Origin of the sequence: Halobacteriovorax sp. RT-1-1, from assembly GCF_047085455.1 — a bacterium.
Classification (GTDB): Bacteria; Bdellovibrionota; Bacteriovoracia; order Bacteriovoracales; family Bacteriovoracaceae; genus Halobacteriovorax_A.
Genome location: NZ_JBKIXZ010000001.1, coordinates 1,443,738 through 1,464,366, shown reverse-complemented (window position 1 = coordinate 1,464,366; position 20,629 = coordinate 1,443,738). Strand labels below are relative to the sequence as shown.

At 37.2% G+C, this 20,629-nt stretch carries 22 protein-coding genes; 8 read left to right on the top strand and 14 right to left on the bottom strand.

Going from position 1 to position 20,629, the window contains the following annotated elements:
- Positions 1 to 3: 3 nt before the first annotated feature.
- The 4 genes from ACMAWV_RS07215 to trmFO are packed head-to-tail and all read right to left on the bottom strand — an operon-like array spanning position 4 to position 4,372.
- Positions 4 to 1,080, bottom strand: a complete 1,077-nt coding sequence (locus ACMAWV_RS07215) for a hypothetical protein (protein WP_392991606.1) — start codon at positions 1,078 to 1,080, stop codon at positions 4 to 6.
- Between the two features lie 15 nt (positions 1,081 to 1,095).
- A complete protein-coding gene (locus tag ACMAWV_RS07210) occupies positions 1,096 to 2,061 on the bottom strand; it encodes an NAD-dependent epimerase/dehydratase family protein (protein ID WP_103217517.1) in 966 nt (321 codons plus the stop codon).
- Between the two features lie 17 nt (positions 2,062 to 2,078).
- On the bottom strand, positions 2,079 to 3,005 hold the full coding sequence (locus ACMAWV_RS07205) for a DMT family transporter (protein ID WP_412469664.1): 927 nt from the start codon (positions 3,003 to 3,005) through the stop codon (positions 2,079 to 2,081).
- Complete coding sequence (trmFO, locus tag ACMAWV_RS07200; RefSeq protein ID WP_199177528.1) at positions 3,002 to 4,372, bottom strand: methylenetetrahydrofolate--tRNA-(uracil(54)-C(5))-methyltransferase (FADH(2)-oxidizing) TrmFO; 1,371 nt, start codon at positions 4,370 to 4,372, stop codon at positions 3,002 to 3,004. The genes ACMAWV_RS07205 and trmFO overlap by 4 nt, the downstream gene beginning before the upstream one ends.
- A 114-nt stretch (positions 4,373 to 4,486) precedes the next feature.
- Between trmFO and ACMAWV_RS07195 the strand changes: the two genes are divergently transcribed.
- From ACMAWV_RS07195 to ACMAWV_RS07180, 4 genes are all read left to right on the top strand, one after another.
- A complete protein-coding gene (locus ACMAWV_RS07195; protein ID WP_412469665.1) occupies positions 4,487 to 6,241 on the top strand; it encodes an NAD+ synthase in 1,755 nt (584 codons plus the stop codon).
- A gap of 23 nt (positions 6,242 to 6,264) precedes the next feature.
- Entirely contained in the window at positions 6,265 to 6,849 is a 585-nt protein-coding gene (locus ACMAWV_RS07190; protein WP_412469666.1) for a hypothetical protein, read from the top strand.
- 58 nt (positions 6,850 to 6,907) lie between these two features.
- Complete coding sequence (locus ACMAWV_RS07185) at positions 6,908 to 7,177, top strand: hypothetical protein (RefSeq protein ID WP_103217521.1); 270 nt, start codon at positions 6,908 to 6,910, stop codon at positions 7,175 to 7,177.
- 81 nt (positions 7,178 to 7,258) lie between these two features.
- Positions 7,259 to 9,424 carry an amino acid permease gene (locus ACMAWV_RS07180; RefSeq protein ID WP_392991601.1) on the top strand — a complete coding sequence of 722 codons (2,166 nt, stop codon included), beginning with the start codon at positions 7,259 to 7,261 and terminating at the stop codon, positions 9,422 to 9,424.
- On the opposite strand, the gene ACMAWV_RS07175 is transcribed toward ACMAWV_RS07180, so the two are convergent.
- The 4 genes from ACMAWV_RS07175 to ACMAWV_RS07160 all read right to left on the bottom strand — a co-directional run bounded on the left by ACMAWV_RS07175 (position 9,421) and on the right by ACMAWV_RS07160 (position 14,061).
- Entirely contained in the window at positions 9,421 to 10,875 is a 1,455-nt protein-coding gene (locus ACMAWV_RS07175; RefSeq protein WP_412462724.1) for an ATP-binding protein, read from the bottom strand. The genes ACMAWV_RS07180 and ACMAWV_RS07175 overlap by 4 nt on opposite strands.
- A gap of 18 nt (positions 10,876 to 10,893) precedes the next feature.
- Complete coding sequence (gene tyrS / locus ACMAWV_RS07170) at positions 10,894 to 12,159, bottom strand: tyrosine--tRNA ligase (RefSeq protein ID WP_392991597.1); 1,266 nt, start codon at positions 12,157 to 12,159, stop codon at positions 10,894 to 10,896.
- Positions 12,159 to 13,583: a glutamate--tRNA ligase gene (gene gltX, locus ACMAWV_RS07165; protein WP_412469667.1), complete on the bottom strand. Its 1,425-nt coding sequence runs from the start codon at positions 13,581 to 13,583 to the stop codon at positions 12,159 to 12,161. Before gltX ends, tyrS begins: the two co-directional genes overlap by 1 nt.
- 118 nt (positions 13,584 to 13,701) lie before the next feature.
- Positions 13,702 to 14,061: a hypothetical protein gene (locus ACMAWV_RS07160; protein WP_146037823.1), complete on the bottom strand. Its 360-nt coding sequence runs from the start codon at positions 14,059 to 14,061 to the stop codon at positions 13,702 to 13,704.
- A gap of 44 nt (positions 14,062 to 14,105) precedes the next feature.
- Between ACMAWV_RS07160 and ACMAWV_RS07155 the strand changes: the two genes are divergently transcribed.
- Positions 14,106 to 14,384, top strand: a complete 279-nt coding sequence (locus ACMAWV_RS07155) for a barstar family protein (RefSeq protein ID WP_103217527.1) — start codon at positions 14,106 to 14,108, stop codon at positions 14,382 to 14,384.
- On the opposite strand, the gene ACMAWV_RS07150 is transcribed toward ACMAWV_RS07155, so the two are convergent.
- The 3 genes from ACMAWV_RS07150 to ACMAWV_RS07140 form a co-directional block, all read right to left on the bottom strand.
- The gene (locus ACMAWV_RS07150; protein ID WP_412469668.1) at positions 14,374 to 15,474 is read right to left on the bottom strand and encodes an esterase/lipase family protein; all 1,101 of its coding nucleotides are present in this window, start codon (positions 15,472 to 15,474) and stop codon (positions 14,374 to 14,376) included. The genes ACMAWV_RS07155 and ACMAWV_RS07150 overlap by 11 nt on opposite strands.
- 1 nt (position 15,475) lies before the next feature.
- On the bottom strand, positions 15,476 to 16,591 hold the full coding sequence (locus ACMAWV_RS07145) for a hypothetical protein (RefSeq protein WP_412469669.1): 1,116 nt from the start codon (positions 16,589 to 16,591) through the stop codon (positions 15,476 to 15,478).
- Between the two features lie 165 nt (positions 16,592 to 16,756).
- Positions 16,757 to 16,897, bottom strand: coding sequence for a hypothetical protein (locus ACMAWV_RS07140; RefSeq protein ID WP_158246840.1), 141 nt, complete (start codon positions 16,895 to 16,897; stop codon positions 16,757 to 16,759).
- 161 nt (positions 16,898 to 17,058) lie between these two features.
- On the opposite strand from ACMAWV_RS07140, the gene ACMAWV_RS07135 reads away from it, so the two are divergent.
- A complete protein-coding gene (locus ACMAWV_RS07135) occupies positions 17,059 to 17,529 on the top strand; it encodes a flagellar basal body-associated FliL family protein (RefSeq protein WP_103217530.1) in 471 nt (156 codons plus the stop codon).
- 164 nt (positions 17,530 to 17,693) lie between these two features.
- Positions 17,694 to 17,972, top strand: coding sequence for a hypothetical protein (locus tag ACMAWV_RS07130; RefSeq protein WP_412469670.1), 279 nt, complete (start codon positions 17,694 to 17,696; stop codon positions 17,970 to 17,972).
- An 80-nt stretch (positions 17,973 to 18,052) separates the two neighbouring features.
- Here the strand turns inward: ACMAWV_RS07130 and ACMAWV_RS07125 are convergent, their stop codons facing one another.
- Complete coding sequence (locus tag ACMAWV_RS07125) at positions 18,053 to 18,475, bottom strand: hypothetical protein (RefSeq protein WP_103217532.1); 423 nt, start codon at positions 18,473 to 18,475, stop codon at positions 18,053 to 18,055.
- 158 nt (positions 18,476 to 18,633) lie between these two features.
- Between ACMAWV_RS07125 and ACMAWV_RS07120 the strand changes: the two genes are divergently transcribed.
- Positions 18,634 to 19,536 (top strand): LysR family transcriptional regulator, encoded by a 903-nt coding sequence (locus ACMAWV_RS07120; RefSeq protein WP_103217533.1) that lies wholly within the window; start codon positions 18,634 to 18,636, stop codon positions 19,534 to 19,536.
- A 53-nt stretch (positions 19,537 to 19,589) separates the two neighbouring features.
- On the opposite strand, the gene ACMAWV_RS07115 is transcribed toward ACMAWV_RS07120, so the two are convergent.
- Positions 19,590 to 19,766, bottom strand: coding sequence for a hypothetical protein (locus ACMAWV_RS07115; RefSeq protein ID WP_158246841.1), 177 nt, complete (start codon positions 19,764 to 19,766; stop codon positions 19,590 to 19,592).
- Between the two features lie 110 nt (positions 19,767 to 19,876).
- Complete coding sequence (locus ACMAWV_RS07110) at positions 19,877 to 20,620, bottom strand: rhomboid family intramembrane serine protease (protein ID WP_103217534.1); 744 nt, start codon at positions 20,618 to 20,620, stop codon at positions 19,877 to 19,879.
- Positions 20,621 to 20,629 lie beyond the last annotated feature (9 nt).

The window sequence follows — 20,629 nt, the reverse complement described above, 5'->3', positions numbered from 1 at the left end:
TGATTAGGCTTCACAGCAGCTGTCATCTCTTAGAGACTGTTGTGAAGCTTTACTAGCTTCTATCTCATCACTTATCCTCTTAAATTCCTTTAAAAAGATATGCTTAAATTTTACCATTTCGTAATTAGCTGAAACCCCATGGCGCTTCTTAGGATCTTCATCAGGAATCCCTACTTGTACAGGGTATCTAAGTGATAAGTAATCAGCAGGAAGCTCATGAACTCCTACACCAAATGGTAAAAACTTATTTCCATTTGTAAGAACAGGTCTTCCACAACTTAACGCTTTCAAAGAGAAGTGAGGAAATTTATCTGTTGTATCGATCAGATACTTAGTACCTGCTAAAAGAGGAGCTAACTCACCTGAACAACGATCTCCAAAGAAAAGCTCCGGATGCTTTTGCGCATACATCCCTAAGTGATCATGCTTTCCGATAAACTTAAACTTCTTATCACCGTAAATATCGATGATCTTATAAACTTCAGAGCTCGTCAGAGGCTCACAGTTAATTAGAAAGTAGTCTCGATTAAACATTCCTTCAGGAAGGATCTTGTAATCTTTTAATGCAATTGCCGGTGTAACCTGAGTAGCATTTGGAAACTCTTCTAAAATAGCTTCTTCATTAGACCAAAGAGTATTGGCCCTTTTTAAATACTTTCTCTGCTTAGTACGAGTGAAGGCCTTAAAGAAGAATTCCTTGAATGAAGACTTCTTTTTAATTGAATTGATATCTTCAACAAAATAAGTGAATAAATAAGTGTCATCACACATTTTGATTTCTTGAGAAAACCCACGAGAAAGATTAACGACTAGATCAACACTACATGGAATAAAAAGTCCTCTTGCAGCTCCGTGAACAAGGTGAGATTTATCAACTAAATCTTCCCAAGACTTAACAAAGCGATTTAAGAATGTTGAATGAATCTTTCTTTGTTCAACAGGTCCTAGAACTTGACCTTGTCTATGAACAAGAGTGTAGAGCTCAACGTTATCACCGATAACACCCATGATGGTTTCTAGACACTCAATATAATAATCTCTTTCAATGACAGCATCACAGCTAACAACAACTTTTAACATATATTTTCTCTATACCTATTTTTTAATATCTCTAAAGTATTTTGCAGTTTCTTCAATCCCTTGCGCAAAAGTAACTTTTGGCAAGTATCCTAGTTTCATAACACGATTAATATCTGGTCTTCTACGTTTTGGATCATCTTTTGGTAATTCTTGATAAGTAAGTTTTGAAGAAGACTCAAGTGCATCAACGATTAACTCTCCAGTTTCCTTAATTGTATACTCATCAGGGTTTCCAATATTATATGGCATGTGATCCCCAAGCATTAGAACGTGATCGATTGCATTTGCAAGATCAGTTACATAACAGAAAGAGCGAGTTTGACTTCCATCACCATAAACAGTGATATCTTCTCCTTCAAGCGCTTGGTTAATAAAGTTTGGAATAACACGTCCATCATCAGGGCGCATACGAGGTCCATATGTGTTAAAGATACGAATGATTCGAGTATCGACTTCGTACTTTCTGTAATAAGTCATAGTTAAGGCTTCAGCGTAGCGTTTTGCTTCATCATAACAGCTTCTTGGCCCAATTGGATTAACATGACCAACATAGTCTTCAACTTGTGGGTGAATCTCAGGATCACCGTAGACTTCAGAAGTTGATGCTTCAAGAAATCTTGCACCATGATCCTTAGCTAGCTCTAGCAAATGCTGAGTTCCAATAGAGTTTACCATCATGATTTCAAGAGGAATGACCTTGAAGTCAATTGGAGAAGCAGGAGAAGCCAGAGATAGGATATAATCAAATTTCACATCACCAAAGTCAGGAAGACCCTTGATAATATCGCATTCTGTGAAGTGAAAGTTTTCATACTTAGATAGAAGCTCAATATTTGACTTTGAACCAGTAATAAAATTATCTAACCCATAAACAGTTGCACCTTTTTCAAGATAAAGCTGAGCGACAGTTGAAGGAACAAAGCCAGCAGCACCTGCGATTAAAAAATTCTTCCCCTTATGGTCCATTGGTAATTGGTTCATCTAAACTCCTGATATATTTAATTTACTTGTACATTTAATTCGTGTTTTCTATTGGCCAATTGTAGCATCGTCGATCCGAGCAGTAAAAATGCTCCACCCAAAAGCTGAACGACAGTAAGTCTTTGATCAAGGGCTACCCAGTTGATTATGACTGCAAAAAATGGAAATGACATCTCTGCAATTGTACAAACCTTAGCTGAAACTTGGCCAAGCCCTTTGTAGTAGAAATACATTCCAAAGATCCCCGAGATCAGGGCCAAGATACTAACTTTTCCCCATAGCTCAATTGGAAAATTAAGCCCGGTGCCACTTGCTATCATAAAAGGAATAATTGCCATTAATCCTACGACAAAGCGCAAAGACATAACTTCTTTTTCAATCCAATTGCTCTTCATAAGATACTTGCCAAAGACAGTCGCACTCCCCCAACTAATAACAGAGACGAGGGCAAGACAAAGTCCATACAGAGACGAGCGATCAAAACTAACCTGGCCAGCTTTAATTAAATTAATGGCACTATTAATGTCTTGATAACTAATAAGTATCGCACCAAATAAAGAGACAGCTGCCCATAATAGAAAACGCTTTGTGATACGCTCTTTTAAAATAAGATAAGCAAGACTTATCGCTATAAATGGTTGAAGTTTTTGTAATAGAATAACAAGCGATGGATTTAAAAGAGCAAATGACTTTGTAAAAGTTAATGTTGCGATTGCCGAGCCCATGGCACCAATCATAAAAAAGCAAAGCATTTCAAATGGCTTCATTTTCACGATCTTCTTTCTGGCCATATAAAGTGTTGGCAAGAAGAGGATTGTTAAGAAAAGGTGCTCACCAAATACAATGATCTCACTACTATTGTACTTATAAAGCAGTGGATAACGAATAAGCGTATCCAGCGCCCAAATAAAGCAAGCAATGAGAATAAAAACTAAACCTTTCACTTCGTAAAGTACCCACTCATGAATTCATCAAAAACTAATTTTGCGCGATCTGCGGCCAATTGCTTCTTAACTTTCTTGCGGTTTTTTCGATCACGTCTTTGTTCCTTTGTTAAAGTAACAGGAGGAAGAAGTCCAAAGTTAATATTTGAAGGCGTAGGTTTTGGTACAGTCATAATATAATTAACTAAGGCACCTAATCCAGTCTCAACAGGAAATTGTTTAACTTCCTCACCTCTTAACTTCTTTAGTAATTGAAGTGCCACATACTGTCCCATTGATGCAGATTCAGTATAGCCCTCAACACCAGTGATTTGACCAGCAAAGTAGATATTTGGGATTTTCTTAACACTTAAATCAAAATCAAGCAGCGTTCTTGAGTTGATAAATGAATTTCTATGAACAGAACCTAGGTGCAGGAAACTTGCATTTTCAAAACCAGGAATCTTTCTAAATACTCTTGTTTGCTCAGGGTATTTTAGACGAGTTTGGAATCCAACCATATTAAAGGCCGATCCAAGAAGATTTTCACGTCTAAGCTGAACACATGCATATGGAAGAGATCCATCTGGAAGCTCAAGTCCAATAGGCTTCATACATGAGAAGCGTGCTGTATCAACTCCACGCTCTGCCATGATATCAACAGGCAGGCATGATTCGAAGAATTTATAATCTTCAAAATTTTGGGCAGGAACTTTTTCAGCAGCAACAAGCTCAGCAACGAATGCTTCGTACTGCTCTTTATTCATTGGTGCGTTTAAGTAATCAGCTTCCTCTCCTTCTTCCTCACTAACCGGCTTGTGGCGGTCTTTGTAGTAAAGTTTTGAATAATCGAGGCTGTCTCCGTCAACAACAGGTGCAATAGCATCGTAGAAGTAGAAATCATCATTTGAAATATTCTTTACAATCCAATTAGAAAGTCCTTCTGTTGTCAGAGGTCCTGAAGCGATAATACACGCATCAGCTTGATATTCGGCCATAAGGGCCTGTGGATCAGAAGCATCTTGAGCTACAATAGTTATTTTCTCATTTGCGTGAAGACGCTCAGTTACTTCGGCCGAAAAACCTTCACGATCTACTGCAAGAGCATCTCCAGCAGGCACGGCGTGCTTTCTTGCAGAATCAAGAATGATTGAACCAAGGGCATCCATTTCATATTTTAGAAGTCCATGACCTGAAGCTGGACTCATTGATTTAAGTGAGTTTGTACAAACTAATTCGGCAAAAGAATCAATTTTTTGTGCTGGGTTTTTCTGGATCGTCTTGTTTTCAACAAGAATAACTTCAACCCCATGACTAGCTAAAAAGTTAGCAGATTCACTACCTGCCATACCCGCACCAATAACAATTACTTTATGTGAATTAGACAATTTCAACCTCTTTAATATACTTAAATGATGATATAGACCTTATATATGCAAACATGCTATAAAGTCCATTAATTACCAGTATTTAACTAATATTATTAACATAGAGACGACGCAATGCAAATAGTCATTCATCAAACTGATCACACCATTGGCAACTTTACACAAATTTACAAATACATAGAGAATCTCGTTCATTCTCAGGACTTTCAAAACAAAATTCACATCTTCCCAGAAACGTATTTAACAGGCTATCCGCTTCAAGATTTAGTTCTACAAAAAACATTTATTCGCGAATATCACGAATTACTTGATGCCCTTAAGCAATTATTTTCTAAGATCAAATTTGAGGATCAAACAGCTCTTCTAATTGGCGGAATTCGCTATGACTTTGATGAAAAAACACAGATCCCTTCACATATCTACAATGTGATATTTGAGGTCACAAAAGATGCCAACCTGAATGATATTTATAAGAAATGTCTTCTGCCAGCATACGATATTTTTGACGAAACAAAATACTATACACCTGGAGACTCTGCGACAATTTGGAGTCTTGGTGACTATAACTTTGGTCTATTAATCTGTGAGGATATGTGGCACTCGAAACAGTATTCGATAGATCCACTTCAACTCCTTATGGATAAAGCTCAAGGTAAATTTCTAAATGGTGTTATCAACTTAAGTGCTTCACCTTGGAATATTGATAAGGAGCAAAAGCGCCTAAAGCGTGCAAGCGAGATATCGAAAGTCTTCAATGTGCCTTTTTACTATGTCAATAAAGTTGGAGCAGAAGATGAGATCATCTTTGATGGTGCTAGTTTTGTTGTTAATGAAACGACTGTTGTGGCCAAGGCAAAGTCTTTTGTTTCGGATGTGATGGAAGTTGAAGTAGGGCCAGCAGTAGAAATGAAAAATCTTGGAGATGCACCTCAAGGTGCCCACTCTTGGGAGTCTCTATTTGGTCCTCAGATAGAAGAAACTGTAAATGGAGCAAGGCTAAGACCTCTTACAGAAGAAAATTTAGATGCTATTTTAGGAGCAATTAATTTAGGTCTTCAGGACTATGCCAGAAAGTGTGGTATGAATAAATTCCTAGTGGCCCTTTCTGGAGGGATTGACTCTGCACTTGTTCTAACACTAGTGAAATTATTCCTTCGCCCAGGTCAAGAAGTTGAGGCCATTTACATGCCTTCTAAGTTCTCAGCAGGACTTAGCTGGGAAATCAGTGAGGAGCTATGTAAGAATCTTGGTGTGAAGCTTCACAGTGTACCAATCAAGTTTCTTCACTCATCAGTGCAAAACTTATTCCAAGACTCTCTAGACCCTTTAACAGGGCTAGCTGATGAAAATATACAGTCTCGCTTAAGAGGGGCACTACTCTATGCTCGCTCAAATCAGACAGGAGCAATGGTAATCAATACTTCTAATAAATCAGAAATTGCTGTTGGCTACTCGACTCTATATGGTGACTCAGTAGGTGCCTTAAGCATTCTTGGGGATCTGTATAAAAGTGAAGTATTTGCTCTTTCAAGACATATTAATAAAAACTTTAATAATATCATTCCAACGGCTGTAATCGAACGCCCTCCAAGTGCGGAGCTTAGGGAAGAACAAAAAGATGAAGATTCTTTACCTCCATACGATACCCTCGATATGATATTGGAATCATACCTTTCTTATCGCTACGATATGGAAGATCTTCTTAAGCTTGGGTTAAACAAAACTGAAGTTGAAAGAGTCATCAAACTAATATTAAATAGTGAGTATAAAAGGCAGCAGTTCTGTCCTATTTTGAAACTTAAAGATAAAAGCTTTGGTTTTGGGAGACGCGTGCCGATATGTAAGAAGGTTGATTTTAATTTAGTCTAATAGGTTTAGGGAGATAAGAGAAAATGAATAAGACTTTTGAAAAGGTAATGAGTTCTTTCGACGATGTAAAAGCAATGGTTGATAATGTTATTACAAATAAATCGGTAAAAGAAGTGGAAAAAAATGTGATGAACTTTATTGGTCAAGTTGAGAAAGAAGCTCGCAACGTTGTTGATAAAGACGTTAGAAAAGTTGTTCTCACACTTCAGAAAGAAAAGAAAAAAGTTGAAAAATTTGTGGACACAACAATTCAAAAAGAAGTTAAGGCCGCAAAGAAATATCTCGATGGACACATCAAAGATGTTCAAAAGCTTCAAAAGAGCCTTGATAAATATCTAAAAGATGAAATGAAAAAGGCCAAGAAGACGGCAACTAAAAAAGTGAAAGAAGCCGAGGCAACAATTAAGAAGAAGGCCAAAACGGCCAAGAAAGTAGTTAAGAAAAATGTTGCTGCTAAAACAGCGGCGGCAAAGAAAGCTACAACAAAAAAGGCAACGACAAAGAAAGCTGCTCCTAAGAAAGCCGTTGCAAAAAAAGCTGCCCCAAAGAAAGCAGCTGCAAAAAAAGCGGCCCCAAAGAAAACGGCCAAGAAAGCTACACGTAAATAGCACTCGACACATATGAGGGAGCCTAATGCTCCCTCACATAGCCCACAAGGTGGATGTCATGGAAAAGAGTCTCAATTCTCATATTCAAAAACTACTTCCGAAGTTTAAGGCATCTAAAAAAACTGAAATTGACTACCTCTTGCCAAAAATTGCAACGATGCAAGAAAATGAACTCCGTCAGGTCCTTCACAAGATGGCCGGAAGCTTCTCTTGCTATAATTTCCTTAAAATTGGTGCTTCTTTAAAGGCTTTTGAGCTAGACCAAGATCTTGACTCAAAGCGCGACCTTGTAAAAAAAGCTCTTGAAGAGATCCTAGCTGAACTATAGTCCAAATACCTATTTTTATTAACAATCCCTTTCTTTTTTGTGATAATGCCCAAATACTAAAATTTGAATAAGGGAATTTAATTGAAGAAACTTGAAAGAAACTTAGGACTCTCGTCAGTTATCTCTATCAGTATTGCCTCAATGCTTGGATCAGGGATCTTTGTTCTTCCAGGACTCGCATTTGAAGTAACAGGCCCATATGTTTGGATCTCATACTTACTAGCTGGACTTTGCGTTCTTCCGGCCGCTCTATCTAAGTCTGAACTTGCCACGGCCATGCCAGCTTCAGGTGGTACATATATCTATATAGAAAGAACATTTGGCCCTATGGCCGGAACAATTGCAGGTCTTGGCCTTTGGATCTCGCTGCTTCTTAAAGCAGCTTTCGCATTAATGGGTTTTGGTGCCTATCTAGGGGCCATTAGCTCAGGATTTGACTTAAAAAACTTTGCCCTTATTCTAACGGCCATCATCACACTCCTTAATATTGTTGGTGTTGGTAAAGTCAGTGGATTACTGATTGCCGTCGTCATTCTTTCGACAATAGGCTTAACAGTTTTAAATATTGGAACCCTTTCAACGGCCCAGGTTATTACAGGGATTCCATTTTCGTTTACACATATTGATACGATCTTAGCAGCAGCTGGTCTTGTTTTCATTTCATACGCGGGTGTAACTAAAGTTGCAGCAATTGCGGAAGAGATAAAGACGCCAGAAAAGAATCTCCCAAGAGGTATTCTTCTGTCACTTTTAATTGTGACACTTCTTTACTGTGTTACAACACTTGCCCTAGCTAAATACTTACCACTAGAGCAACTCAAAAATAATTTAAGACCAATCTATACCCTAGCATATGAATTTGGTGGGAAAAATTTCGGTCTGGTTATGGCGATTTTGGCCATTCTAACGATGACTTCAATGGCAAACGCAGGCCTTTTAGCAGCTTCTCGTTTCCCTTTTGCCATGAGCCGTGATCACCTTATCCCAAGGCTATTTGGACATCTTCATCGAAAATTTCTTACACCAGTATGGAGTATTTTGGCCTCAGGACTTGTCATCGCCTGTGCCATCTACTTTTTAAATATTGCTAAGATCGCAAAGCTTGCTTCAGCATTCATTCTAACAATTTACATGATTGAAAATATTGCTGTTATCGCTCTAAGAGAAACACATATCCAGTGGTATAAACCGACTTACAAATCACCACTATATCCGTACGTCCAAATTTTCGGAATTCTTTCAACTCTATACTTACTTGTAATGATGAAAGACTTGGCCGTGATTGGGCTGGTTTCAATTTCAGTTCCAGGAATTTTGATTTATCTCTTCTACGCTAAAGGACGTGTTAACCGAAAAGGAGTTCTTGGTATCAGAGGAAAGAGAACGGACCTAGTAAATGAGGCCCAATTTCCTGCTCCAGCAATGTCGGAAAAATTAAGTCTTGATCAAGACGCTAATGTTGTCGTGGCCCTCATTGGAAATGAGCGATCACCAGAGATGCTCATTGATATGGGGACATCACTTGCGGGTGGAGAAAATATTGAAGTTGCTCACCTGACAGAGGCACCTGAGCAAACTGATCTTAATGACTTTACTGATGAAGACCCAAAACTTAGGTCTTTAAGACGTCGAGTTATTGCCATGGCCATTGAGAAGACAACACCAATTAACTTTGATCCAATTGTTACCCACGATCTATCAAAATCAATCTTTGAAATTGGCCAAAGACTACACTGTAATTGGCTATTCATGGAGTGGAAAGGACGCCTACGTGATACATTCACAACACAAAGTCCCGTAGCATGGCTAAGGTCTCATTTAAATTGTCACCTCGTTATCTTTAGAGACAATGGTGTGAGGTATATGAGAAAGATTATGGTTTTAATTGACCAAAACTCAAATGATGTCACACTAATTCAGGCGGCCCAACAAATTGCAGAGGCCCATAAAGCAGAGATCACATTTATCTACTTAACCGACAAAGACCTTACAATTGAAGAGACCTCACAAGTTGAGAAGTATATTCGCCTTATTAGTGGTGATATGAATGTTAGAACAACTGGACACATTATAAAGTATCACGACAAAGTCGATACTCTAGAAACGATTACAGTTGAATATGACCTGCTCGTTTTCAACTCAAATAAGAAGCATCGTTGGTTTCATGTCTTTGGTACAGAAGATGACCAAATTATGGCAAAGGCTTCATGTTCAGTTCTTGGGATTCATACAGGAAACGCGAATTAAAGTAGCTCAGACTTTGGAAGGCTTATAGAGAAAGTCGTATATTCAGAGTCTGGGTCATACGTTAAACTTCCACCGTGATCCATAATAATTTCACGGCTAATATTTAGGCCAAGACCTGTTCCCTTTTCTTTACTTTTAGTTGTATAGAAACGATTAAAGATTTTTTGAGCTATATCTTTTTCAATCCCTTGCCCACTATCTAATACCTCAAGGATAACGTGTTGAGCATCATCTAGAAGATTAATTTCAATCCATTGCTCTTTAAGTCCAGCAATCGCATCGTGAGAGTTGTTAAATAAGTTGATTAAAACTTGAATAATCTCTGATGAGTTAATATTCACGAGATCCGAATCAGCATCATTTGAAAAAACGATGCGAAGACTTTCGTCAACAAGTCCTGTTTTAAATAATGCAATAGAGTCATGAACAATCGAAGACAAGCTTGTCATCTCACGCATTGAGCGATCATCTTGAGAATAAATATTGAGAGAGCTAACAATATTTGCAATTCGATTTTTTTGCTCACCAATTGAGCGAATCTTCTCTAATAATTGCTCTGAACTAATCGTTTCACCACGTCGCTCAATGGCCTGAACCTGCAGTTCGATGATTGCTAATGGATTATTCACTTCATGAGCTATATTGGCGGCCATTTGTCCAAGGGCCGTCCACTTACTCATTTTATCAATTGTTGCTTTTTGAGAATCAATTTCGCGGTTACGACGGAAGCGTTCCGTAACATCGGCCGTACGATCAAGAAAGTAGTGACCTAGCTGATTGAAGTCATGATACTCCATTGAGCATTCAAAAACTGACTCCTCATCATCTCCCATTTCCATAAAAACAGTATCAGTGATAATTTCACCGACAGATTCTTTTGCTCGATCAGCACGTTGATAGAATTTCTTAAGATTTTTTCCACTTACAACATCTTTAATATTTAGCCCAACGAGAGGTTTTCCATTCCAAGTCGCATCCGCTTTTGAAACGTAGACAAAGTTATAATCCTTATCAAAGACAGTGAAAATATCAGAACTTTGCTCAACCATTTCTCTAATAAAGAAATTTGTCGAGCTAGTAGTAAGATTAACTTCATGCGGGCGAATCTTAGATAAAACTCTCTTATTGCCTTCATCGTCAATAAAAGGATTAAATTCGACATCCCAAGTAATAGCATCTCGATTAAGTCGATTCGTAAGTATAATCTGCTCTCGGCCAAACTCTCCGTTTAGCGCTCTTGCAAAACAATTCTTAACTTTTAAAACTTCAGATTCGCTTAAGTGACCTTTGTAGTAATCATAAACACTCATTCCAAGATAATCTTCAGAGAATCCAAAAAGAGTTGTTGAAACAAAGAGGAAACAAGCATTTTCATCAAACACAGCAACTCGAACATTTTGCTCTTCAAAATTTCCAAGCTTTAATAAATCGATCAGTTGCTGTGTGTTCATATAGTTTCTGTTTGTTTTCTAAACGAATTTTACCACACAATAATTCTTCTTCCCCTTCTTTAGAATTAAGCAAGACTCACTTGCCAAATCTGAGGTAGTTATCACGTGATCAACATTAGCATTCTTAATGTTATTGATGGCAACACCGTTTTGAGTGACCATTTTTCTTGCCTCTCCCTTTGATTTAAACAAAGGAGTTGCAGCAAGCATATCTAAGTAAGTAATTTCACCTAATTGCGATTTTTCAAGCTCAATCGAAGGAACATCATCAAAAATACCCGCTAACTCTGCATCAGTCGTATTTTCAATAACCTTACCAAAGAAGAAGTCTGTTGCTTTCTGTGCCGCTTCGATCCCTTCTTTACCGTGAACTAAGCTTACGATCTCTTCGGCCAGTCTTTTTTGTGCTGCTCTTAAGTGAGGCTCTGTTTCAACTAACTTCTCGTATTCAGCAATTTCTTCTAAAGTTAAAAACGTTAAAGTTTTTAGATATCTAATTACTGAAGAATCATCTGAATTAAGTAGGAATTGGTACATCTTGTATGGAGATGTCATTGTTGGGTCAAGATAGATTGCTCCACCTTCAGACTTACCAAACTTCTTTCCATTGGAATCAGTTAGAAGTGGAATTGTCATACAAAATGCAGGCTTCTGGTGCATCTTACGAGTAAGATCCATTCCTGCAGTCATATTCCCCCACTGATCTGCTCCACCAATTTGTAAGCTTACATCATATTCTTTATTCAGGTGAGCAAAGTCATAACCTTGAATAACTTGGTATGTGAACTCAGTATAGCTGATTCCAGCTTCTGAGCTAATTCTCGACTTTACAGAGTCCTTTGCAAGCATTTCACCAACACGAAATCTCTTACCAACATCTCTTAGAAACTCGAGGAATGAAAACTTTCCAATCCAGTCAATATTGTTAACCATTGTGGCCGCATTCTCACCTTCAAAATCTAATAGCTTTTGAAGCTGTGCCTTTTGACCTTCAAGGTTTTGAAGAACTTGATCTTCTGATTGAAGATTTCTCTCATCACTTTTCCCAGAAGGATCACCAATCATTCCTGTTGCACCACCAACGAGAACGTAAGGCTTATGACCTTGTCTTTGAAGACGCATCATTGTAACAACTGCAAACAAATTCCCTAATTGAAGAGATCTTGCCGTTGGATCGTAACCACAATAAAATGAAATTTTCTTATCATTTAAAATTTCTTTCAACTCTTCGTGTGAGTATTGATTAACAATTCCTCTTGCTTCTAATTCTTCAAAAAAATTCATTACGCTAGTCTCTCTTTAATAATTGATACTGGAGTAAGTGCCACAACAGTCTTTAAATCTGGCCCATGTGCGCGTCCAGTAAGACATACACGTGTACCCATAAATAGTGGCTTCCCTTTAATTTTTAATTCTTTCTTTAAGTAATCCATCCACTCACCAACTTGCTCTTCAGTAACGTTAGTCGTTTGATCTGCTAGTTGTGCCTTTAGGTATTCCTTAATCTGTGGAGTTGTCTCCCACGAAATCGCTTCTTCATATTGTGGATCTGCATCGACACCAGCATCAAAGAAAATTGGCAGGTGCTCATTAATATTGCTAAATAGCTGGACCTTGTCTTTCATAAGTCCTGCAAACTTAATCTTCCAAGCTTCATCTTGCTTGTGATATTCACTTCCTGCAGGAACAAAGCGATCAAATCCAGCTGCAATATCTTTGTCATCTAATTTTCTAAGCCACTGCTCGTTAAAGAAGTTTAGCTTTTGAATGTCATACATTGCTGAAGACTTAGAAAATCTTTCGTAACCAAATTTATTACCAAGTTCATTTACATCAAAAATATCTGTCTCTTCAGGATGTGACCAACCAAGTAGACATAGATAGTTTGCAAGTGCTGCTGGAAGATAACCTTGATCCTTATACTGAGTAACCGAAGTTGCCCCATGGCGCTTCGAAAGCTTTTGACGATCGTGACCAATAAGTAGTGAGACGTGACCAAACTGAGGAGGTGTCACACCCATTGCATCGTAGATCATAAGCTGGCGACATGTATTGTTTAAGTGCTCTTCTGCACGGAATACGTGAGTCATCTCCATCTTTGCATCATCAACAACACAACAGAAGTTATAAACAGGCATTCCATTCGCTCTTAAGATAACGAAGTCCCCTACCATATTTTCTGGAAATTTAACGTGACCCTTTACAAGATCAGTGAACTCCCAAGTTTTTCCAGGGTTCTTAAAACGAATTACATATTCTTCACCCGCATCAATTCTCGCCTTAGCTTGGGCCGGGTCAAGATCACGATATTGTCCGTGATAAGCATGTGGGTCTTTATTTTCACTTGCTGCTTTTTCAGTTAATCGCTCTAATTCAATACTTGTTAAGAAACATGGATAAGCTAATCCACGATTAATAAAGTCCCAAGCAATGTCTTTATAAATATCAAGTCTTTCAGACTGACGGTATGGACCAAAGTCTCCACCCTTATCAGGACCTTCATCATGCTCGATTCCCATCCATTTAAGGTCAGCAATTTGCGCTTCTTCATACTCACGCTTTGATCTTTCAAGGTCAGTATCTTCAATTCTTAAGATATATTTTCCACCATTTGCCTTAGCAAAAAGGTAGCTGTAAAGAGCAGTACGAGCGCCACCGATGTGAAGGTAGCCAGTTGGAGAAGGTGCAAAACGAACACGAACAGTCATGTAAATTCCTTTGGGTAATTAAATGTATTTTAAATTAATGTAGTTGAGCGATATTATAGCTTTTTAAATAGGAAAAGACACTTTCAAAGTCGCACTTTTTGGGGAAAAACACTTGATATTATAGACTATTTAGAATCGAGTCCACGTGGTCAACATTCTTTAAACGCTTGGACATGGAACGTGACACGATGCAATTCTCGCCATAACAAGTATTCGTAATATTTTTGAAGCAAGAACTAAGTAGTTGAAAGTAACGTGGCGTTCCAACAACAATACGGCCAGAGCCATCTTCCTTGGAAACGATCTTATCCGCATGAAGCTTAAGACACTCATCGACACCGAAAGTTGTATACTCAAGCAAATATTGTTTACGTGCCTTTAGGTATTTATTCGCAAGCTCAACTTTGGGATGTGAAGCATAGGAGCTTAGTCCAAAGAGCAATTGACAGGATACGAATAAACTCATTAACTTAGTCATAAATTGATTCTAACAATATATTTTCCTTTAGCAATGAGAAATAAATGCGCAGAGAAATTGAATTAAATTCCAACGGACTTGATACACTTGATGATTACTTAGTTGAGTGCGGCCGCTTATTTGATTTCCCAAGTTTCTATACGAATAATATCGACGAACTCTACGAATTTATCCAAACTTATACTGATAAAAACTTAAGTTTATATTGGTCAAATACAAAAGATGCGCAAAATAAATTAGGCCAAGATTTCTATCGTTTAAAAGAAGTTTTTGACTTGATTAGTTCACAATATAGCGAATTTCGATTTTATGTTAATGAGTAAGATAACTCGTTTGTCCTGAATTAACTTCTATCACTGAAGTCCTATTTCCATGTGAAACAATAAGCTCAGCGCTTGTATCACCATCTATTAAATACCCTTTATAAAAGTATAGGTCATCTCTAATATGGATAAAGCTCAAACGTAAACCACGCTGAATATTATTTGAATGAACCCAAAAAGGGCCTTTTTCTTTAGTTCTTAAATAAACTGCAAACGAATTAATATCTTTTGCATAATTAATTTTTACTTTCTGATTACCTAGAAATTCTTTTTCAAAAATCGCCAAACTTGAGTTTTCACAACGAGCAGGTGAAATAAGACAGTACTTTGATACAAGGGTTGTAGCAGGTGTTCCAAAAAGGCGAAATCTTAAATGAACACCGTCGATATTATAATGAGTCGAAACCTCTTGTTCATTTTTTATATTTGGATTTGAACTAAAAGGGGCCACGGCAAAATCCCCTTCAATATCAAATATACTCGGTGCCAGCGTCGCTGAAATCGTGACAAAGTTTTTATCAGAAATAATATCCTTAAAATGAGAACTCTTGAAGAACTCCAATGTTTCAACAACTTTCTTAGAGCCAATTTTCATATTTTTTAATTCTTTCTTACCAAGAATTGGCAACACAAATGTCCCTAAGGAATAGCCTAGGTTTGCAATAATCGCTCCATAATAAGGTGTCGCCATTGTCATGATATTCTTTACTCGATGACGAATCGGATCTTGGGCCTCATCCATACTCTTAAGCCAAAACATCGTAATAAGGCCACCTTGGGAGTGGGCAACGATTGTAATTTTTGAATTACTATGTTCAAAATTCTTATGCATGTAGGAATCAAAACTTTGGATAAAGTCTTCAAGATTTAATTTATTATTTCCTGTGTCGTATTCAAAAAAATGAGAGTTGATACACTCATTGGGGTGATATTTTTTTAAGTACTCGGCCCAATGGCCAAAAGCACCCTTATTGCTTGCGATCCCATGGATAAAGACCACATCGTGAATTTTATGAGAGTCACTAGTGCTACAAGTAGCACTAGCATTAATTGAAAATAGAAATAAAAAAGATAATACTAAAAATCTCAATTTACTCCATACCTTCTGGGTAGATCTGAATTGCATGATTTAGAGTCGTTTGTACCCAAGCATATTCTCTTGCAATAAGTGGTGCATTTAAGAAATCTTCTTCACCTTCTTTCACAAGATCATAGTCATATTTTGGCATATTTTCATTTGGATAAATTGAATCACGAACGTAGAATACACCTTTTGAAGCGCATCCAACTTCCTCGTAACGTTTTTGAACAGCATCTCCCTTTTCCATCACTTTTTCAGCATTGGCCAAGTACTTAGCACGCCAAGAATCAGATTTTGTTTTCTCGGCCTTCTCTAACCAGTAGTCACGCTTCTCTTCCATAAAAGGTTTAAAAGATGAAACAAATGGACATCCCTTTGTATCAGCATTGTCATTGTAGCCAAAAATATAATTAGCGTGCCAGAAACCCTTATGGTTATAAATGACAAGAACTGGACCATTTCTTTTATGAAGAGCTTTTTTAATTCTTTCAACAATATCTGCTGGAGCTTTTGCAACAGACCACTGGTCTTTATCAGCATCAACATGAAGGACTTCTCTTTTAAACTTTGGAAGCTTGTACTCAACAGCATTTTTCCCAATAGTATCTGTTAAATCAATCCAATTAAATTGTGTCCCATAAGATCCATCTTCATCATTTGCATCTGTTACAACACGCTTGCCATCAACTTTCTTAAAGTTACCTTTTGTAAAACGGTAATCCTTATTTGAGAACATCACAGAACTTTTATTAATTCTTCTGATATTATCCGTTCTCCAGTTATCAATTTCGTCTTGATTAGTTTTATTAGTCTTTAAAGACATATAGTAACGTTCAGCAAAATCAACTTTATTATCACCTTCAAGATTATTTAGGCGGTTGTACCACCACTCAACAACACCAGTATGTGACATATATAGACATGAGCCAGCATCCTCTTGTGAAGGTGCAGCAACAACATATTTCATTAATTCGTTAAAACCACCAGCAGTCACTTCATCTTCAATGAAAGAATTAGGATTAATTGTACCTACATAATCCTTTGGAAGTGATTGATAAGTTGAGATTTCGGCCTGAGCTGACAATGTAGAAATGGCCGCAGCAATTGCGAGTAAAGTTTTAAACATATTCCCTCTTTTAAATTTAACTTTTTTCATGTGTGAAGAGTGAAATGCTAGCAAACTTGAATCATAATCACAAAAATTAAGACGAAATGAAGCGATGCGCATGCATTAGCTGCGCATCAAGTATTGAATATTTTGTTTTAATATTTTTTATTCGTTTGCTTGCTATTATGAAAGATAAATAACAACGGATGCACCAATTGCAGTGACCGCTATAAGAATCCAAGTGTTCATAGCAGAGCTTCTCTTCACTTCTTTACGATTCGTTACATACTTCTTATTGCGTTTATTCTTATTAGACTTACCCATTACATCCTCCATAAATAATCACAGGCAAAGTATTTTATACAAATTTTATAGCGTTAGCATAGACCGAGTGCTCCACTCGGAGAACAACACTTTAAAAAAGTATTTTCTACCTAGCGACAAAGCGAGTTAAATCACCAAAATAACTATGATATTATAGTTCTATGACGGGAAGAAAATTACTTGATCAACTTATTATTGCATTCTTGCTACTGACAACGATGGCCACAGTTGGCGTCTTCGTTTACACCAATGTTATCTACAAAAAAGAGCTACCAAATAGTGCTACAGAAATGCAGGCGCTTAAAGATGACTTCAAACAAATCAATTTCCCAACAACTTATGTTCTAGATAAGATTACAGTCAACCTAGACTCGGCAACTCGCCGTCTTAGATTTCTTGATGTACAAATCAACCTTGTCCTCTTCACTCAAGACGACTCTCAAATACTCGATACGATCAAACCACAAATTTATGACATCATTATTGATGTCGCAGCATCAATTGAACCTGATGAACTAAACTCTCTTTCAGGGAAATTAATCTTTGAAGGACGAATCAAGAAACGTATCAATCAATTAGCAAAAAAGAGCGTCGTTAAAGAAGTATTTTATTCAAAATTCGTTGTTCAATAACCACGAATTATTTTTCTATGCTATAGTGTAAAAATCATGAATCTATAATCACTTAGAAATCCATTTCTTTATTTCAATCGACTAACCGAGGTGATTATCGTGAACACTTCTCACATTTAAAATTCATTATTTTCATTCACAAATTTTTAAATTGAGAGGTCTCCATGCGATCTTATCTACTACTATTCTACCTAGGATTAGGACTTCCTGCATATGAAGTACGATTTCTAGCGAGAAGAAAAAATATCGAAAATGTTTCAACAGAATATGACTTAGCTGAACGTAAGCAAAAACTTAAAAAGAAAACACGACTTTATAAGAAAGGTAAACGTCGAAATAATCAACACTACCGCCAAAAGCATTTTGCACTTAAAGGAAGTCATTCGAAGGATGCACGTTATAGTAATGGAAATAAATTAAGAAGAATGTTTATTAATATGTAGCTCTAAAATGTTATAAGGCCCGCGAGGGAAGCGGGCCTTAAGACAACAACACATGGGAATTTAAAAAAGGAATTTTTAAATTACTCGCAACGGCCTTCATTTACATAAATGGCCTTTGCACGATATAGTTCACACGAATTTGGAAAGCTAATAAACGCATCACCGTCGATACCGCTAATGGCACCACAAACAGGAGCGAAGATTTCAGGGCATACGTTAAGCTGTCTAGGCTCATCTACCCAATTCTTACAGTTAAGAACTGCTTCAAGCTTGTACTTACCTAGTCCAGCTTGCTTAAGAGCAAATTGTCCATCTTCACAGCTTTGAGCTTCAAAGTACTCATTTACTAATTCGATTTCTTCATTTTGCTCAGTGATAATAACTTTGAAGATTCTTCCTCTAAATGATTGAGAATCAATAAGATCACCATTAAGAATAATTTCTTTTGCACTTACATTCATTGCTAATACTGCAAGAAAAATAATTGAAACTAATTTACTCATAATCCTACTCCCTAAACCTTCTAAAAAAAATTCAAAGTCTTATCTTGTGAAAGGAGTTATAGAACAAAGAATAAATTAGTAGAAATTATATATAATAATCATTATCCATAATTATATGTTATACTTGATCCTATAGAACCACCTAAGGTACTGAAATTATGAACATAGACTATATTTCTATTCCTACACTGCGTGTTTTCATCGAAGTTTATGAGACAATGAATATGTCTCAAACAGCAAAAAATCTTGCGATGACCCAACCTGGGGTGTCTCAGCACATCAAATCCCTTGAGGGACTACTGCAAATCTCCCTTTTTGATCGTATTAATAAGAAGGTCTTACCAACGGAGCAGGCCCACAGGCTCTATACGGAGTGTCGCCAAATTCTTGAGAATCTTGAAAGCGCCCTCGCAGACGTTTCGGCCAAAAAGAATGTTTTAAAAGGTACTTTACATATTGGGATGCCAATTGAGTTTGGTAATAACAGACTTATTCCAATCATTGCTGAATGGCTTAAGTTACATCCCGAAGTCTCCTTGCAAATTAACTATGACCACGCCGCTAGACAAAGCCAGCTTCTTTTAAATGGTGGCCTAGACTTTGCAATCACAGATAGTTTCAACTTTCCAAAACAAATTGCGACACGAAACCTATCAAGTGAAAGACTTATTCTTTGCTGCTCAAAAGAGTATGCGAGCTCTCATGGCCTAAGCGAGAATACGAAATTTAAAAAGGCCGATGAATTAGACTTTATTGCTTACCTAGAAGGCTCACCTGTTATCACAAGCTGGTTTAAATACCACCTTAACAAGAACTTTAACAAACATCCAAAAGCGCAATTAATGGACGTTCAAGGTGTTCTGCGCCTAACTCTTGCGGGAGTAGGAATTTCCGTTCTTCCCCTACACGTTATTGAACGCTCAGATAATAAATCAAAGCTCATGCTCTTTAAGGGAACAAAAGATCACATGATTAACGAGCTAAACCTTGCCTTTTTAAATGCTAGAAAATTAGGGCCAGTGGCCTCAAGTTTGTTTGAATTCTTAACGGAGAATATTTAGGAATAAAAAAGGCCGCTAAAAAGCGGCCTTGATATAAAAAATTTTGGTTTGAATTATTGATTCATTCCTGGAGCTGTAGACTCGTCAGTAGTCGTAACGTTTGACTCTTCGTCTTTTAATCCATTTAGGTATTCTTCAACCTGAGCCTTAGTTACTTTACCCTCAGCGATAAGCTTATCTCTTAATCTTAGGTCTAAAATTTTCTCTTGTAACGCTCTTGAAAGTCTCATTGAATTTCCTTATTTAAAAAATTAACGATTGATATATTTATAATAATGTAGCTTTATATCATGTGTTATTTGCTTTGGAAACCCCTAAAAATATCAGGGACTTAAAAAGCTTATTGCCAAAACCTTGGTTCATCTGGATTTGGACGCTCCTCATCATCAACTAATCTTAGGTGACTTTTCTTTTTCTTGCTTGTCGATTTCCCACCTTGCTTAGTTGCAATACGAGAGCCTTGAGAGCGTACGTAATGACCTAGGGCCCTAAAACCTAAAACAAATACAGCACCGAAAATCATAGAAGCAATATTTGCAAAGGCCTGAGCACCACCTGGAGTGAAAAAGCCTTGGTACACATTCATCCCCGCAAGGATTAAACAGAAGTACTTGGCCTTTACCGGAATGATCATAAAGAATTGAAAAATACGATCAGGGTAAATACAGGCGTAACTCACACACATTGCAGATGATAAGAATGCCATTCCATGAAATGGATAATTTATCGTTGCACCACCCATAAAGAGTGCAAAAATAGTGTATGCAAAAGCGTTAACAAGAGCAGCAATCACAAGATACTGTAGGTACCTCTTTGCTCCCCAACGCATCTCAAGATCACTTCCAAGAAACCAAAATAGAAGCCCTGTAAAGACAACATTAAAAAGACCAGTATTCACAAAAGGATATGTAAATAACTTATAAATGAGACCGGCCTTTAGCGCTGAAACGTTGAGCCCTAAAGTATTAACTAATGAGATATTAAGAAATTGTGCAAAGACTGCGCTTATAAGAAAGGATGCGACAATGATCCCGATGAGATACTTGTTTACCTTTGTTAATGGCGGCAGATAAATATTTTGCATTCTTTCTCC